Raw genomic sequence first — 17,765 nt, 5'->3', positions numbered from 1 at the left:
CTATACTTTAAAAGTAAGTACGGGTTTTAAAATGTTTTTTGATAAATCTATCGATACACTTCCGTTAAAAAAACGAGACAAACCACTTCTTCCGTGTGTTGCAAGTGAAACCATATCAATGTTATTTTCGTTTGAATAATTTAAAATTCCATCCTGTACAGTCTTGTCATTATAAACTTTTATAGAATAATCTTTCACATTATATTTTTTAATAAAGGCTTCTATTTTGTTCTTAGACTCTGTTGTGTTTTCAAAATTATTAGGAGTATTAACTGTTAAAAAATGTATTTTACTTTTAAACTTTGAAGCGAAATCTAAAAAACCTTCAAGCGCCTTTGCTTCGTCATTTTCAAAAGTAGAAGCAAAAACAAGTTTTTTTAATTTAAAATTATCGTTATCTTTTTTAGTGATTATTACAGGTATGTCTGAGTTTCTAACTGTTTTTTCGGTGTTAGATCCAATTAATATTTCTTCTAAAGCTGTTTGCCCTTTAGATCCCATGATAATTAAGTTAGCATTGATTTTTTTAGAATAATCTCTAATTCCTTCATAGGGATTTTGAAAACGTATAGCATGATATACCTTTTCAACTTTTGGAAAAAATTTAGTTTTAAAATCAATAAGTTTCTCTTTAATTTTTTTAATGTATAACATGCTTTCAGGTATACTTATGTTTGTTCCTGAAGCGACATCATTAAAACCACTAGGTAGTTCTATCATATGAATTAAATGAATTTCGCCATCAGTTTTTAAAGCTATTTTAGAAGCAAGTTTTGATGCGTATTCAGAATGTTTTGAAAAATCGATTGGAAGTAAAATTTTTTTCATAATAAAAAGGTTTAAAGATAGATAGCTCTTTCAATTTACAAAAAAATAATCAAAGTAGAAAGCGTAGCGGAGTTTGTGTATTAAGTAATAACTTACTATCTTTGCAGCAAATTTATTAATTAGATGGATGGAAGGGGACGATAGTCCCCTCTTTTTATACCTTAGGATGAATCAAGAGATAGTAAAAGAATTATTAGACGAAGCTTTGCAAGAAAACGAATCATTATATTTAATTGATTTGCAATTTTTAGCAAACAGTAAAATAAAAGTGATTGTAGACGGAGATTCAGGAGTGCCCTTAAATGAATGTATTCGTATTAGTAGAAAAATAGAAAACAATTTAGATAGAGAGGAAGAAGATTTCTCTTTAGAAGTAACTACTCCAGATATTGCTCATCCACTTACTGTTAAACGTCAGTATAAAAAAAATATAAATAGAATTTTAAAAGTTAAAACAGCAACTGAAGAATTCGAAGGGACGTTAACCGAAGCAACAGAAGAGAATATTACGTTGTATTGGAAAGCACGAGAACCTAAACCGATAGGTAAAGGAAAACATACGGTAGAAAAAACAATGATTTTAACGTATGAAGATATTAAAGAAGCAAAAGTGAAGATCATATTTTAATAAGAGAATGAAATGGAAAATATTGCGTTAATTGAGTCATTTTCAGAGTTTAAAGATAATAAAAGTATAGATAGGGTAACCTTAATGGCTATCTTAGAAGAAGTGTTTCGTGCAGCATTAAAGCGTAGGTTTGGATCTGACGATAACTTCGATATAATTATTAATCCTGATAAAGGAGATTTAGAAATTTGGAGAAACCGAATTGTTGTAGCAGATGGTTTTTCTGAAGATGATAATGAAGAGATTGAGCTTGCAGAAGCTAGAAGAATCGAGCCAGATTTTGAAATAGGTGAAGATGTATCAGAAGAAGTAAAGTTAATCGATTTAGGTAGACGTGCAATTTTAGCATTACGTCAAAACCTAATTTCTAAAATACATGAACACGATAGTACTAATATATTTAAGCAATTTAAAGATTTAGAAGGTGAAATTTATAGTGCAGAAGTACACCATATTCGTCATAATGCAGTAATTTTGTTAGATGATGAAGGAAATGAAATTGTTTTGCCAAAAAGCGAACAAATTCGTTCAGATTTTTTTAGAAAAGGAGATGCAGTTAGAGGAGTTATAAAATCGGTAGAATTAAGAGGTAACAAACCAGCTATTATTTTATCAAGAACTTCACCAGCATTTTTAGTAAAATTATTTGAGCAAGAAATTCCTGAGGTTTTTGACGGATTAATTACTATCGAAGGTGTTGCGAGAATACCAGGAGATAAAGCAAAAATCGCCGTTGATTCTTATGATGATAGAATCGACCCAGTAGGAGCTTGTGTAGGGGTAAAAGGATCTCGTATTCACGGTATTGTTCGTGAATTAGGAAACGAAAATATTGATGTAATCAATTATACCAAAAATGAGTCGTTATTTGTAGCAAGAGCATTAAGCCCTGCAAAAGTAACTTCAGTTGATATTAAGCCTTACGAAGAAGAAAAAAATGGAAAAAAAGGACGTGTAAGCGTTTTATTAAAGCCAGAAGAAGTATCAAAAGCAATTGGTCGTTCAGGAGTTAATATTCGTTTAGCTAGTGAATTAACTGGTTACGAAATAGATGTACAACGTGAAGGTTTAGAGGAAGAAGATGTTGAGTTAACAGAATTTTCTGATGAAATTGAAGCGTGGGTAATTGAAGAATTCAAAAAAATAGGTTTAGATACAGCTAAAAGTGTACTTGAAAAAGATGTTTCTATGTTAGTACAAAGAACCGATTTAGAAGAAGAAACAATTTTAGATGTTCAACGAGTTTTAAGAGAAGAATTCGAAGAATAAACAATATAAAGGAAGTCAGTCTCCTGCAAAATTGATGAGAATTAATACGAAATCTGACAATAAAAGAAAAAGAACATAACTATACTAACCTATAAAGTGTGTTCTTTGAATATAAAGTATAAAATAATTTATGGCTGAAGGCAACAAATTAAGACTCAATAAAGTATTAAGAGAATTAAACATTTCTTTAGATAGAGCTGTAGAACACTTAGCTAAAAGTGGTCATGAAATAGAAGCTCGTCCTACTACTAAAATTTCTGATAAAGAATATCAAATATTATTTGATGGTTTTCAAACAGATAAATCTAAGAAGGTAGCCTCTAAAGAAGTAAGCGAAGAAAAACGTAAAGAAAAAGAAGCTATTCGTATACAGGCAGAAGAAGAGCAAGAGAAGAAGAGGTTAGAAGACGAAGCTAAAAAGCAAGAAGTTTTAAAAGCCAAAGCTAAAAAATTAGAGCTTAAAACTGTAGGTAAAATTGATGTAAGTACTGGTAAAAAAGTCGAAGAAAAATCAGAACCTAAAGAAGAAGCACCTAAAAAAGAAGTAGCAGCACTTAAAGAAGAAAAACCTGCTGAAGAGCCTAAAAAAGAAACACCAAAGCCAATAGAAAAGGTAGCGGAAACTAAAAAAGAACCTGCAAAGGTTGAAAGACGAAAGCCTGTAAAAGCTAAGTTTAAAATAGTTAAAGAAGCACCTAAAAAAGTTGAAGAAAAACCAACAGTAAAGGCTACGGAAACTAAAAAAGAGGAAGTAAAAGAGGAAAAAGCACCCGAAGTTACTCCAGAAACTGCTGAGAAAATTAAAACGCAGTATAAAAAATTAGACGGTCCTAAAATTACAGGTCAAAAAATTGATTTAAAACAATTTGAAAGACCTAAGAAGAAAAAACCTGACGCTAAGTCTGACGGGGATAAAAAGAAACGTAAAAGAATTAGCAAACCTGGTACACCTAATAAAACAGGTGGAACAGCAAGACCTAATCAAAACCGTGGAGGTAATAGAGGCGGTAATAATCGCCCAGGATTTAGGGGTAGAGGTGCTCAAAGACCAGCCGTTAAAAAAGAAGAACCAACAGAAGCAGAAGTACAAAAGCAAGTACGTGAAACTTTAGAAAGACTTCAAGGTAAATCTAAAAAAGGAAAAGGAGCAAAATACCGTAGAAATAAAAGAGATGCTCACAGAGAACAAACTGAAGCAGAACAGGAAGCACAAGCTTTAGATAACAAAATATTAAAAGTAACAGAATTTGTTACCGTAAGTGAAGTTGCTACAATGATGGATGTACCTGTAACTAACATTATTTCTTCATGTATGATGTTAGGAATGATGGTAACGATGAATCAGCGTTTAGATGCTGAAACATTAGTTATTGTTGCAGAAGAGTTTAATTATAAAGTAGAATTTGTTGGAGCTGAGGTAGAAGAATCTATCGAAGAAGTAGAGGACAAACCAGAAGACTTAATAACACGTGCACCAATTATTACAGTAATGGGTCACGTAGATCACGGTAAAACATCGTTATTAGATTACATTCGTAAAGCAAATGTAATTGATGGAGAATCAGGAGGAATTACGCAGCACATTGGTGCGTATGCAGTTCCTGTTGGCGATCAAAAAATTGCATTTTTAGATACACCGGGTCACGAAGCCTTTACAGCAATGCGTGCTCGTGGAGCTCAAGTAACCGATTTAGTAATTATTGTAGTTGCTGCCGATGATGATGTAATGCCTCAAACAAAAGAAGCAATATCACACGCACAAGCTGCAGGTGTGCCAATCATATTTGCAATTAATAAGATTGATAAGCCAAACGCAAACCCAGATAATGTGAAAACACAATTATCTTCAATGAATTTATTAATTGAAGAGTGGGGAGGTAACATACAATCGCAAGATATTTCAGCAAAAACAGGTCAGGGAATTCCTGAGTTATTAGAAAAAGTTTTATTAGAAGCTGAAATTTTAGAATTAAAAGCAAACCCAGATAAAAATGCAACAGGAGCAGTTGTTGAAGCATTATTAGATAAGGGTAGAGGATATGTGTCAACAATTTTAGTACAAGCAGGTACGTTAAAAATTGGAGATTATATTTTAGCAGGTAAACATAGTGGTAAAGTAAGAGCTATGTTTGATGATAAAGGAAAGAAAGTTTTAGAAGCAGGCCCTTCTACACCAGTATCAATATTAGGTTTAGACGGTGCACCACAAGCTGGTGATAAGTTTAATGTATTTGAAGATGAGCGTGAAGCGAAGCAAATTGCAGCAAAACGTTCTCAATTACAACGTGAGCAATCGGTAAGAACTCAAAAAACATTAACATTAGCAGAAATTGGTCGTCGTATTGCGTTAGGAGATTTCAAAGAACTAAACATTATCTTAAAAGGAGATGTAGATGGTTCGGTAGAAGCCTTAACAGATTCATTCCAAAAATTATCTACTGAAGAAATTCAAGTAAATATTTTACATAAAGGAGTTGGAGCAATTACCGAATCGGATGTGTTATTGGCAACCGCTTCAGATGCCATTATTGTTGGATTTAATGTGCGTCCTCAAGGAAATGCACGTGTAGTTGCAGACAGAGAAGAAGTTGATATTAGAACATACTCTATTATCTACGATGCTATTAACGATCTTAAAGACGCAATGGAAGGAATGCTATCTCCTGAAATGAAAGAAGAAGTTCTTGGTAATGTTGAAATTAGAGAAGTTTATAAAATTTCTAAAGTTGGTAACATTGCAGGATGTATGGTGATGACAGGTAAGATTACTCGTGATGCTAAAATCCGTATTATTAGAGACGGAATTGTAGTACATGATGGTTCATTAACTTCATTAAAACGTTTTAAAGACGATGTTAAAGAAGTAACTAAAGGATATGATTGTGGACTTCAAATTAAAGGATACAATGATATTGTAGAAGGCGATACAATTGAAGCTTACACTGAAGTAGCAGTAAAGAAGAAGTTAAAATAAAACTTTACTTCAATAAAAATAAAAAGGTGCTTTATAAAGCACCTTTTTATTTTTTACAAAAGAAATTGTTTCAGTTTTATGTAAAAAAACGTAACACATAAGTTAAGGGTTTATTTTAAGGGGATTTATTACTTTTTAGGAGGCAACATATTGCGGATATGTTATATATTACTTAATAACGCTACAAATATCTGATTGATTTATAATAAAAAAACCTCTTGATTTTAGATCAAGAGGTTTAATAATGTGTTTTATAATATACATTTTACCCTAAGAAAGGATATTTATAATCAGTTGGTGTTACAAATGTTTCTTTAATTAAACGAGCAGATGTCCAACGTAATAAGTTTTGAGGAGAACCAGCTTTATCATTTGTTCCAGAAGCTCTTGCTCCTCCAAATGGTTGTTGTCCTACAACTGCACCTGTTGGCTTGTCGTTAATATAAAAGTTACCTGCAGCATTTTCTAAAGCTTTAGAAGCTTTTTCAACAATGTATCTGTCTGTTGAGAAAATAGCACCTGTTAATGCATACTCAGTAGATTCATCTACTAATTTTAATGAAGCTTCCCATTCAGCATCTTCGTATACAAAAATTGTCATAACAGGCCCGAATAATTCAGTTGTCATAGTAGCATACGTAGGTGATTTTGCTACAATTACAGTTGGCTCAATAAAGTAACCTTTCGATTTATCATGACCACCACCAATAATAATATCTGCATCCGCATCCGCTTTGGCAGCATCAATATAACTAGCAATTTTATCAAAAGAACCTTCATGAATAACTGCGTTTACGAAATTAGCAGGATCTTCAGGAGAACCCATTTTTAATTCAGCAGCTTGTGAAATTAAATGACCTTTAACTTCTTCCCAAATAGAAGCAGGAATGTAAGCTCTTGAAGCTGCAGAACATTTTTGTCCTTGAAACTCAAAAGCACCTCTGGTAATTCCTGTAGCTACTTGTAAAGGATTTGCTGAGTTATGTGCCCAGATAAAATCTTTTCCACCAGTTTCTCCAACAATTCTTGGGTATGTTTTGTAAATATCGATATTGTTACCAATTTGCTTCCATAAATGTTTAAAAACATGTGTAGAACCTGTAAAGTGTAACCCAGAGAAATCTGGAGAAGCTAATACAGTATCAGTAATCATTACAGGATCACCATAAACAACGTTAATTACACCGTCAGGTAAACCAGCTTCTTTAAATAAATCTACAATTACTTGTGCAGAGTATGCTTGATGATCAGATGGTTTCCAAACAACAACATTCCCCATTAAAGCAGCAGCAGCAGGTAAGTTTGCAGCAATAGATGTAAAGTTAAAAGGAGTAATTGCATATACAAAACCTTCCAATGGTCTATATTCAACTCTGTTCCAAATTCCAGGAGCAGAAGCAGGCTGTTCTTTAAATATGTCAATCATGAATTCTACGTTAAAACGGAAGAAGTCAATCATTTCACAAGCAGCATCAATTTCTGCTTGGTGTACATTTTTAGATTGTGCAATCATTGTTGCAGCATTCATTTTTGCTCTATAAGGACCAGCTAATAATTCTGCAGCCTTTAAAAAGATAGAAGCTCTTTCCATCCAGCTTGTACTAGACCATTCTTGTCTTGCAGCTAAAGCAGTTGAAATTGCTGTATCTACATGCGATTTATCGGCTGTGTGGTATTGACCAACAACGTGTTGGTGATCGTGTGGAGGTGTAATATTTTTGGTGTTTCCAGTTCTTATTTCTTCACCATTAATGTGCATTGGCACATCAATATTACTATTAAACATTGATTTGTATGTTGCTAATAATTCTTCTCTTTCTGGAGATCCAGGAGCATACCCTTTTACAGGTTCGTTTACTGCTTTAGGAACATTAAAAAATCCTCTTGTCATTTTAGTATGTTGTTTGTGTTAAAAAATATTTTTTAATAAAAATTGAAAAACAAAATCTAATGCTATTAATTTGCAAAGATTATGTGGCTCGTTTTGTCAAACAAATTTTAATTGCTTGATAGTACAAAGTTACCATTTATTTTAGTAATTACTAAGTTGTTTTTACGTCTCATTTATCAAAAAATAATACAATATGTGCACGGTAACTTATTTACCTTTAGGAGATCATAATTTTATATTAACTTCAAATAGAGATGAAGACCCGAAAAGGAAAACAATAGCGCCTAAAGAATATGTTGAAGATGGTGTTAAATTAACGTATCCGAAAGATGAATTAGCGGGTGGAACTTGGATTGGTTTGTCTGAAAAAAAACGATTAATTTGTTTGTTAAATGGTGGTTTTGAAAAACATAAACGTGTCGAAAGTTACCGAATGAGTAGAGGGGTAATTGTAAAAGAATTTTTAAAAGTAGCCGATGTAATAACTGTAATAGAGCAGTTTAATTTTGAAGGAATTGAACCTTTCACGATTGTTTTAATTGATTGGAATAACGGTTTAAATGCATATGAATTGGTATGGGATGGAGCGCAAAAATACTTCGAAAAATTAGCAAATGAACCTAAAATTTGGTCGTCATCTACACTGTATACTCAAGAAATGAAACAATTACGCCGTGATTGGTTTAATGAATGGTTGCAAGAAAATGAAAAATTTTCTCAAAAAGATATTTTTGATTTTCATACAGACGAAACAAAAGGAACTGCTGATGTGTCTTTGAAAATGAAAAGATTGCAAGTAAAAACTGTAAGTGTTACGACTGTTTTAAAAGAAGGAAATAAAACAGGAATAAAATATCAACCATTTGTATAGTTACACTTTTCATTTTTGGCTACAAATAGGGAGGTAACGAACAAAAGATTTTGTTATTTTTGTCCCTAAAAAGCTATGTGTAAAAAATGACTGTTATTTTTATCAGTAATTTCTCTCTTTTTATTTACAAGTTGTTTTGAGTTTATTGAAGAAATATCTTTTAATAAAGATGGCTCAGGGTCGGCAATGTTAACCATAAACTTAAGTAAAAGTAAAACTAAAATAGCATCGATAATGTTGTTAGATAGTGTTAATGGTTATAAAGTGCCATCAAAAAAAACGATAAAAAAAGAGCTGGATAAAATTGTTCAAAAAATTAAAGTAACTAAAGGGATTCATCATGTAAAAAGCACTTTAAACTTTGATGAGTATATAGTTACAGTATCGTGTGATTTTGATACTGTTGAGGCACTTAATACAGTTTTAACGGCATTTAGCTCTAAAAGAGATGCTTTGGCGATGCAAAAACACAAGCATTTTAAGTACGATAAAACAACACAAACATTTGTGCGTAGTCATCATTTTAATATTGGTAAAGCATTTCAAAGCACAAAAATGAAAGATCGTAAAGTTTTTGAAACAGCCACATATACAGGTGTTTATCGATTTGAATCTACAGTGAAATCATGTACGAATCAACAAGCAAAAATTTCAAAAAATAAAAAGGCAGTAATGTTACGTGTTACTGCCCAAGATATTATATCAAACAAGCAAACCATAAAAAATAAAATACAACTTAACAATTAAAATTAACCATGAAAAAGATTATTGCTATCCTATTATTTGTAAACACTATTGTTGTTTTACAGGCTCAAAAATTAGAAAATAAAATACCAAATAATGCAGATGTTGTTATTATGGCAAATGCAGATAATTTATTTGATTTAATAAGTGTTTCTGATGTAAATGAAAATATTATTGGAAAAAAAATATTAAAAAATATTAATAGAAAAAGAGAAGATAAAATTACATCAGTAAGCAAGGCTGGTTTTAATATTAAATCGAATGGATATTACTTTTTTCAAAAAAGCGATAGTATTTCATATCATACTTTCTTAGTAGAACTAAACGACAGAGCATTATTTGAATCTATGTTATCGGAAAGAGATATTAAGAAAATTAGAAAAGAAGATGGCTATAGTTTCATTGAGGGGTATAATGATTTAAGAATTTGGAATGATAAAATTCTTTTAATTGTTAACGGAGATAAGTCACGCAGCTACTTTAAAAAACATGATGAACGTTTTGAAAAATTAAAAGAAAAAGGAGAATCGATATATTCGGTTAGAAAGAGATTTGCACAATTATGGACAAAAAAATATGCTTTTTCAATTTTAGAAAATTCAACATCTAACGGAATTGCTACAAATTCAAGTTTTCAAAAAGGAAAGAAAAAGGGTTCAGTTGCTACGCTTTGGGTTCGTAATTACGGAATGTTAGTGTCTGACTTAATAGGTTCTTTTAGTAGGAATTTAAGTTCTTCAATGACTTATTTTATGCCTAAAGAAGGAGAAAATATTTACGGAGTAGAAGAGGTTACTGCAAATTTGTTTTTTAATGAAAATAATGCAAGTATTACTTTAGATATGGCTGTTAGTGATGATATGTCGAAATCTTTTAAGAAGATTTACAATCAAAAAATGAATAGTACTTTAATTAATAGCTTTGATCATAATAAAGCATTGGCTTTTTGGAGTATTTCGATGAATACGGAAGAATTATTAAAGCAGTATCCAACAATGATAAATAAAATGTATGGCGGTATTGTACCAAAGTTTAAAGAAGAAATATCGGTTGTTGCAGATTTATTTTCATTATTAGTTGATGAAGCAGCAATTGCTAAATTAGTAACTGGTGATGCATTATTTGTTTTAAATGATTTTTCAGAAAAAGAGGTTAGTTACACAAGTTATAAGTATGATGAAAACTACAAGCGTAAAGAGGTAACAAAAACTAAAAAAACAGTAGTGCCAGATTTTACGTTAATGATTGGTTCAGAAGAAAAAGAATTATTAACTAAAATATTTAAATTAGGTCAAAAACACAAAACTGTAACTGTATCTAACAATGTTTTTGAATTTATTAAAAAAAGTAAAGATATTCCTTTTAATATATATGCAGTAATTAAAAACGATGTGTTGTATATAACAACATCAAAAGTAAGAGCTATTAATATTGAAGCTGGGAGGATAAATTATAAAGCAACTAAACATAGTAAATTAATAAAAAGAAACTCAAGTGTTATTTATACTGATGTTAATGCTTTAATTAAAAATATGCCAACTGAATGGTTTGGAAGAGATGAGAAAAAAATGGCAGGTATCTCAAAAGCTAATGTTAAAGATGTTAGTTTTAGAGTGTCAAAATTAAAAGGAAATAAAATTTCATCTGAATTACGATTAAATACCAAAGGAAAAGATGAAAATACGTTACAATTATTGTTTAAAATTATTAATGATATAGCAAAGTAATTAGATGCTAAAAAAAGTAGTTTTTACTGTTTTAATTATAGTCGGTGTTTTGTTTACAGTTGGGTATTTTAGATATAATCCAACTGTAAATATAGCGAATACAATACCTGCTTATGCAGATGTGGTTGTTCGTGTTAACTTACGAAAAATAGAATATAAAATATTAAAGGATGTTGTAAAACATCCTTTTTTGTATTTTTCATCCAGTAAAAAAACAATTAAAACAAACACTAGTAAGAGTAAGACATCATTGTTAGATGCTGTAGATATTCCTACAGATATTTTTTGCTATACAAATCATAATAATTTAAAAAATAGTTGGATTAGTAGTGCAATTAAAATTGATGATAAACAAAAGTTGCTGGCTTTTTTAGAGCAAGAAAATTTCATCAAAAAACAATATTCGAAAAATGTTACTTTTTTTACGCGAAATAACTTTAGTTGTATTGTGCAAAACAATGAACTAAAACTGTTGTTTGATTTTAATAATGAGAAAGATATAACTCATATCCTTGATTTTATTTTAAAAAAGAATAGCTATTTACCTGAAAAAAATAAAGTTATAGATTATCTTAAAAAAACAGATAATCTTATAGTAATAGCCACCAAAAAAGATGGTTTTATTGAATTAGGTATTGCTAAAAATAAGTTGTTTTTTATAGGTAATTTAAATAATGATACAGACTTTTTTTTACCATATAAAGCTCGGCATAATATTGAATCTTTAGCGCATATTTCAGCAAAAATAAATAAAGAATTGCTTTTTGGTTTTGTGAAAAATGAACAAAAAAACAAGGTTAAAAAATTAACAACGCTATCGTTAGATTCGATAAAAAAACATTGGAACGGAGAGGTTGATGCAGTAATAACATCTTTTATCAATCAAAAAGATACCATAGTAACGTACGAGTATGACGATGATTTTAATAAAGTAGCAAAAACAACTATTCAAGAAACAATAAAACCAGATCTTAAGGTTAAGTTTGGGGGTAATAATTTTTTTAACTATTTATACAATAAACAAGCAATTAAGTATGTGGCTAACGATAGTTTGCTAGTAGTAAACCCTCTTTTTAAAACATATGTAAAAAATAGACCGAACGAATTGGTGTTGTATTCTAATAGAGAAAAATCGACTCACTTTATGAGTGATAAACAGCATAAATTTTCTTTTTCTTTTGATACTGAAAACTATCTTAAAGCAAGTGAAATTACATCTGTTAGATTTAATAAATATTTGCAATCTGTTAAGAAGATGGAGGCTTTTGTAACGAATAAAAATAAAATAGCAATTTCTATTTGTTTTAAAAATTCTCCGCAAATTTATTTCTATCAACTGCTAAAATAGCCTAATATAGAACGAAAGCGATAAATGAAATCGTAAATGACCCAATAATTGCTAATAAGAAAAACACAAAATTTGCCATTAAAAATTTTATAAAGGTTTTAAAGTACCCTTGCCCATAAAACTTTTTCATCGCCATAAAAAGGTAAATGGTAAAAAGGGTTAAAAAGATACCTAATAAAAATTCAGTGTCCTTTAAATAGCCAATTAAATAAAAGCCAGAAAATAGCAAAAAGAATACAGTTTGGGTATGAAAAACAAAAACTAAATGCTCAACATAGGTAAACTTTCTTCTGATGTATATGATGCTTAAAAATAATGTAAAAAGCGGTAGTAAAATAAAAAGGGCTATCGAAGCATAGGATAATATTTGACGATAAAATTTTTGAGTTTCGCTATCTTTAGCAATAAAAGTATTAAAAACTTCAGTTCGAGAATATAAAAATCGATTTCCGAAAGTTTTTTGCATTTTTAAACTATCTAAGGCAGCGTCTATCGTAATGTCAGGATTTTCTTTTTGAAATTTTATAATTCTTGAAAATTTATTTGTGTCATCAAAACCAATGTTTAATAATGATTGTTTTGATTTTACTCCAACCTTTAAAGAGTCTATTTTGTTATTAACCATTTTAGCTTCGGTAGAATCTTGTGCGCTAATTTCATTAACAACAACTTGTTGTATCGAATCTAAATTTACCTCAAGTGCTTTGATGCCATTTTCGTCGATCTTAATATTCGGACTGTTTTCACTTACTTTTTTCCCATTTTGAAGTTCTTTAAAAGAGTCGTAGCTTTGAGTGATTCCTATAATTAAAAAGAAGATAAGAGATACGGTTAAGTAAAATCGAAAAGGATTAGAATAACGATTTCTTTTGCCTTCAATATAATCAGTCGATACTTTTCCAGGGTTAATTAATAGGGGAATTATTGTTCTCCAAAATTTGGCATCCCAAGAGAAAAACCCAGCAAAAACATCGCGAATAAAGCTACCTAATGTAATTTTTTTACCCTTGTTTTTTTGACCGCATTCAGGACAAAATTTTTCATCTTTGGTAAAAGGGTATCCACAATTTAAGCAATTAGGCTCTTTAATAATTACAACGTTGTTTTTTTTAGCCATTAGTTTAAAGTAGGGGTGCTAGTTAATTGAAATGTTGGAATAGTTACTAAAAACTCTTCAGAGGTTTCCATATTTGTCATTTTGTAATTGCCTTGCATTGCGCCGGTTGTTGAAAGTAAAAAACAGTTAGATCGGTAATTGTATCTTTCGTTTGGTTTTAAAACAGGTGTTTCGCCAATTACCCCCTCACCCTCTACATATTCGGTATGGTTTAGTGCGTCAAAAATTTCCCAAAAACGGGTGGTTAGTTTTACGGTATCTTTCGAGTTGTTTTCGATAAGAATATAATAGCTAAAAGAATGGTATTGTTGATAGCCACGATAAACAACTCCGTTAAAAGTAGTTTTAACAGCTATTTTTATGCCTTTTGTTATTTGTTGAAACATGCTATAAATATACTCTTTTTTAAGTTTTTTGTCAATTTTAATTACCTGTTTTGGTTAAAATATCCGTTTCCAACGCCGATAACACGATCATAAATTTCGCCAAAAGGTTTGTAGTAAACTATTACAGTGTATTCATTTTCAGTTTGATAAAAAGAACCGTCAATCTCATTCAAGTTTACAATTTTATCATTGTTTAAGGTGGCGTAATTATAATTGTAAAAACCCTGTTTAAATTTTATTGAAGCTTCATATAGCTCATTAACAGGGTCGTATTTTAACTTGTTTTCGTCTGTAAGTTGATAATTATTAAACGCTCCGTATATGAATACTTCTTTGTCTTCAAAAGGTTCAAAGGCTTCTAATGAAAAATGAACTATAGAGTAGTCGGCTTCTGTTTTTGAGTTGTTTGCTTCTAAAGTTCGCACAACAAATTGTCCGTTAATATCAGGAGCGTAGGTGTATATTTTGTTTACTCGTTGCTCATTAGTATATAAATAACTATGATAGAGTTCTTTTCGTTCGGTTTTAGCAATGTTTAAACTTGTGTTACGCAAATGTTTGCTATCAAAATTTAAAAATTCATTGCCTCCCCAAAAGTTTGTTTTTAAAACATGGTTGTAAACTAATTGTTGTGGTTTTATAAATTGCGGTTGTAAATTGTTGATAGCCGTATTCCAATTATGATTTTGAAATAAAGAGATGTTAATTTCTTGGGTAGGATTATTAATAATTAGATTCTGATGATTTATGGTAAACTGAACAGTTTGTTTCTGGTTATTAGACTTTGTATCTCTACTTCTAAAAACGGCAACCCCTACGGTAGTAATGTCTTCATAAAAAACACAGCGTCTTGTAAAGACTACTTCGTAATTATCATTTAAAACTGAAATTAAATAATTACCACTTTTAGTAATAATAGTGTTTTGATTTGGAATGTTTACAGCATAATGAGTGTACGGTTGAAGTGTATTAAATGAGTTGGTGATGTTTATGATTTCGTTTTCATCAAAGCCATCAATATATTGATTAGAAGTTAAATTGCTAGGCTTCCAATCATGTGTCATGTGTTCAATTTTATATTGATATTCTTTATTATCGGCATCCAAATCATCAAAAGATAATTCTAAAACTTGGCCTAATCTTACAATTGCCGAAAATTGTTGGGCATTGTGTTTAGGTCGCAATTGAATTGTTTTGATATTTTGTGCGTAAATCGTTTGGTACGAGCTAAAAAGTAAAAGTAATGCAAGGTGTTTTATCATAAGTGCAAATGTATCAAAATGTAGACCAAAGACAAATATCTATTTAGAACAAGTATAAATAAAGAGGTATTGAAAAGATAAAAATACAAATTCGTATCCAAAAAAATCAAAATCTGTAAATTTGCTTGTTTTTAGAAAATCAATTTAATCAGTTCCTATGTCAAAAGACATCCGTATTAAGAAAGGCTTGGATATCAAGCTAGTTGGCGACGCAGAGCAAGTAACTACCGAACTTTCGTTAGGTACTACATTTGCGATTCAGCCTGATGATTTTCACGGCGTTATTCCAAAAGTTTTAGCAAAAGAAGGTACCGAAGTAAAGGCGGGTCAAGCACTTTTTCATTCAAAAAGTGATGAACGTATTTTATTTCCAAGTCCGGTAAGTGGTAAAATTACAGAAATCGTTCGTGGAGCCCGAAGAAAAGTTTTAGCATTTAAAATCACTGCTGATGCACAGCAGGAATACAAAGATTTTGGTAAAAAAGATATTGATGCAATGTCTGGTGAAGAAGTGAAAAATCACTTATTAACCTCAGGTTGTTGGCCATTTGTAAAACAACGTCCGTATGATGTTGTTGCAAATCCAAATCAAGCACCAAAAGCAATTTTTGTATCTGCCTACGCAAGTGCACCACTAGCAGCCGATTATGATTATGCTTTAAAAGGTAAAGAAGCCGAATTACAAGCTGCTTTAACTGCTTTAACTAAACTAACAGAAGGGAAAGTAAACGTTTCAGTTGCAAAAGATTCAACATTATCTCCATTTAGAGATATCAAAGGTGTTGAATTACACAATGTATCTGGGCCACACCCTATTGGTAATGTAAGTACGCAAATAGCACAAATTAATCCGATAAATAAAGGAGAAGTTGTGTGGGTAGTTACACCACAGGATTTAGTTGTTATCGGTGAATTATTGTTAACAGGTAAATTTAATGCAAAGCGTACAATTGCTTTAGCAGGATCTAAATTTAGTAAACCTCAATACGTAACTGCTTTAGCAGGGGCAAGTATTGCTGATATAGTAAAAGGAAATTTAGAAGCTAACAACGCTCGTGTAATAAGCGGAAACGTTTTAAGCGGAGTTCAGGTTGGTGAAGAAGGCTACTTAGGATATTACGAAAATACAATTACGGCGATTCCTGAAGGAGACGATTATGAATTGTTTGGATGGAATAAACCAGTATTTAACAAAGTTTCTACTTCAAGAGCATTTACATTTTCTTGGTTAAATCCGAAGAAAAAATACGACTTAAACACCAATACAAACGGTGAACACAGAGCATTTGTGGTTACAGGAGCGTATGAAGAAGTATTTCCTTTAGATATTTATCCAATGCAATTATTAAAAGCATGTATGTATAAGGATCTTGACGAAATGGAAGGGTTAGGAGCTTATGAAGTTGCGCCTGAAGATTTCGGTTTAACAGAATTTATTTGTGTATCTAAACAACCTCACCAGAAAATAATTCGTGAAGGATTAGATTTAATGAGAGAAGAATTAGGATAAGATATGGGCTTAAAACAAAATTTACATAATTTAAAAGAAAAGTATAAAGGAACTAAAATGGCACCGCTATTTAATGGTTTTCATACTTTTTTATACTTGCCTAATGAGACTACTCACGGAGGAACTCATATAAAGGCAGCAGATGATTTAAAACGTACAATGAATATCGTAATCATGGCTTTAGTACCATGTTTATTATTCGGTATGTTTAATGCAGGATATCAGCACTATGCAGCAATTAATGGATTTACTGAAGGAATGTCTTTCTTTAGTGGCGATTTTTGGAACCTAGACAACTTATTAGTTGGGGCGGTTAAAATTTTACCATTAGTAATTGTTTCATACGTAGTTGGTTTAGCAATAGAATTCGTGTTTTGTATTATAAAAGGGCACGAAATAGAAGAAGGATACTTAGTAACTGGTATGTTAGTACCGTTAATTGTACCAATTGATTTACCATTGTGGATGTTAGCAGTAGCAGTAGCCTTTGGTGTGGTTATTGGTAAAGAAGTATTTGGAGGTACAGGGATGAATATCTTAAACCCAGCCTTAACAATTCGTGCATTCTTGTTCTTCGCATACCCAACTTGGATGAGTGGAGATAAAGTATGGGTTGCCGATGCTAGAGAGTTAGCTGGTACAGCTGATGCTATTTCTGGTGAAACTATTTTAGGTAGTTTAGCACAATCGCAACCATTAACACATTCGGTTTCTGATATGTTCTTCGGATTTATTCCAGGTTCAGTAGGAGAAACTTCAACATTATTAATTTTATTAGGAGGACTTTTCTTAATCTTCACAAAGATTGGAAGTTGGAGAATTATGTTATCTGCAGTAATCGGAGCCTTAGTAATGGGATTCATCTTTAATCAAGTAGTAGATTTTGGATGGATTGGTGAAACAAGTAAGTTTTACGGATTAATGAGTTTAGACTTTTGGAAACATTTACTAATTGGAGGTTTTGCATTCGGTGCTGTTTATATGGCAACTGACCCTGTATCAGCATCACAAACCAATAAAGGAAAATGGATTTACGGTTTCTTAATCGGATTTATTTCAATTATGATCCGTGTATTTAATCCAGCATACCCAGAAGGAGTAATGCTAGCTATTTTATTAATGAACGTTTTTGCGCCAACAATTGACCATTATGTGGTTCAAGGAAATGTAAAGAGAAGATTAAAACGTGCTAAAGTTAAAACTGCCTAAT

Annotated in this window: 14 protein-coding genes; 9 read left to right on the top strand and 5 right to left on the bottom strand. The window is 31.2% G+C overall.

All coding sequences use genetic code 11. The features are described 5' to 3' along the window. Window positions 1-828, bottom strand: a complete 828-nt coding sequence (locus Q4586_RS00540) for a universal stress protein (protein ID WP_303525348.1) — start codon at window positions 826-828, stop codon at window positions 1-3. Between the two features lie 166 nt (window positions 829-994). On the opposite strand from Q4586_RS00540, the gene rimP reads away from it, so the two are divergent. The 3 genes from rimP (at window position 995) to infB (ending at window position 5,699) form a co-directional block, all read left to right on the top strand. Further along, the gene (rimP, locus tag Q4586_RS00535; protein WP_068701592.1) at window positions 995-1,456 is read left to right on the top strand and encodes a ribosome assembly cofactor RimP; all 462 of its coding nucleotides are present in this window, start codon (window positions 995-997) and stop codon (window positions 1,454-1,456) included. 12 nt (window positions 1,457-1,468) lie between these two features. Beyond that, complete coding sequence (gene nusA, locus Q4586_RS00530) at window positions 1,469-2,725, top strand: transcription termination factor NusA (RefSeq protein ID WP_068701590.1); 1,257 nt, start codon at window positions 1,469-1,471, stop codon at window positions 2,723-2,725. Between the two features lie 130 nt (window positions 2,726-2,855). Continuing rightward, entirely contained in the window at window positions 2,856-5,699 is a 2,844-nt protein-coding gene (gene infB / locus Q4586_RS00525) for a translation initiation factor IF-2 (RefSeq protein ID WP_068701588.1), read from the top strand. A gap of 265 nt (window positions 5,700-5,964) precedes the next feature. Here infB and pruA read toward each other — a convergent pair whose 3' ends face one another. Beyond that, window positions 5,965-7,590 (bottom strand): L-glutamate gamma-semialdehyde dehydrogenase, encoded by a 1,626-nt coding sequence (gene pruA, locus Q4586_RS00520; protein WP_303525340.1) that lies wholly within the window; start codon window positions 7,588-7,590, stop codon window positions 5,965-5,967. Between the two features lie 193 nt (window positions 7,591-7,783). On the opposite strand from pruA, the gene Q4586_RS00515 reads away from it, so the two are divergent. The 4 genes from Q4586_RS00515 to Q4586_RS00500 all read left to right on the top strand — a co-directional run bounded on the left by Q4586_RS00515 (window position 7,784) and on the right by Q4586_RS00500 (window position 12,280). Then, window positions 7,784-8,461, top strand: a complete 678-nt coding sequence (locus Q4586_RS00515) for an NRDE family protein (protein ID WP_303525338.1) — start codon at window positions 7,784-7,786, stop codon at window positions 8,459-8,461. Window positions 8,462-8,695: 234 nt separating this feature from the next. Then, window positions 8,696-9,208 (top strand): hypothetical protein, encoded by a 513-nt coding sequence (locus Q4586_RS00510; protein ID WP_303525335.1) that lies wholly within the window; start codon window positions 8,696-8,698, stop codon window positions 9,206-9,208. Window positions 9,209-9,216: 8 nt separating this feature from the next. Next, a complete protein-coding gene (locus Q4586_RS00505; RefSeq protein WP_303525332.1) occupies window positions 9,217-10,932 on the top strand; it encodes a hypothetical protein in 1,716 nt (571 codons plus the stop codon). 4 nt (window positions 10,933-10,936) lie between these two features. Next, complete coding sequence (locus Q4586_RS00500; RefSeq protein WP_303525329.1) at window positions 10,937-12,280, top strand: hypothetical protein; 1,344 nt, start codon at window positions 10,937-10,939, stop codon at window positions 12,278-12,280. Between the two features lies 1 nt (window position 12,281). Here the strand turns inward: Q4586_RS00500 and Q4586_RS00495 are convergent, their stop codons facing one another. The 3 genes from Q4586_RS00495 to Q4586_RS00485 are packed head-to-tail and all read right to left on the bottom strand — an operon-like array spanning window position 12,282 to window position 15,045. After that, window positions 12,282-13,397, bottom strand: coding sequence for a DUF3667 domain-containing protein (locus tag Q4586_RS00495; RefSeq protein ID WP_303525327.1), 1,116 nt, complete (start codon window positions 13,395-13,397; stop codon window positions 12,282-12,284). Beyond that, window positions 13,397-13,783, bottom strand: coding sequence for a Co2+/Mg2+ efflux facilitator ApaG/CorD (apaG, locus tag Q4586_RS00490; protein WP_068701572.1), 387 nt, complete (start codon window positions 13,781-13,783; stop codon window positions 13,397-13,399). Before apaG ends, Q4586_RS00495 begins: the two co-directional genes overlap by 1 nt. A gap of 41 nt (window positions 13,784-13,824) precedes the next feature. Continuing rightward, window positions 13,825-15,045: a type IX secretion system plug protein gene (locus tag Q4586_RS00485; RefSeq protein WP_303525323.1), complete on the bottom strand. Its 1,221-nt coding sequence runs from the start codon at window positions 15,043-15,045 to the stop codon at window positions 13,825-13,827. Window positions 15,046-15,202: 157 nt separating this feature from the next. Between Q4586_RS00485 and Q4586_RS00480 the strand changes: the two genes are divergently transcribed. Continuing rightward, window positions 15,203-16,555: a Na(+)-translocating NADH-quinone reductase subunit A gene (locus Q4586_RS00480; protein ID WP_303525320.1), complete on the top strand. Its 1,353-nt coding sequence runs from the start codon at window positions 15,203-15,205 to the stop codon at window positions 16,553-16,555. A gap of 3 nt (window positions 16,556-16,558) precedes the next feature. Then, entirely contained in the window at window positions 16,559-17,764 is a 1,206-nt protein-coding gene (locus tag Q4586_RS00475; protein WP_068701566.1) for an NADH:ubiquinone reductase (Na(+)-transporting) subunit B, read from the top strand. Window position 17,765: the final 1 nt, after the last annotated feature.

It is taken from the genome of Tenacibaculum soleae, assembly GCF_030549005.1.
GTDB classification, from domain to species: domain Bacteria; phylum Bacteroidota; class Bacteroidia; order Flavobacteriales; family Flavobacteriaceae; genus Polaribacter; species Polaribacter soleae.
The sequence above is the reverse complement of the archived record's forward strand: the minus strand, read 5'-3'. Positions and strand labels throughout refer to the sequence as shown.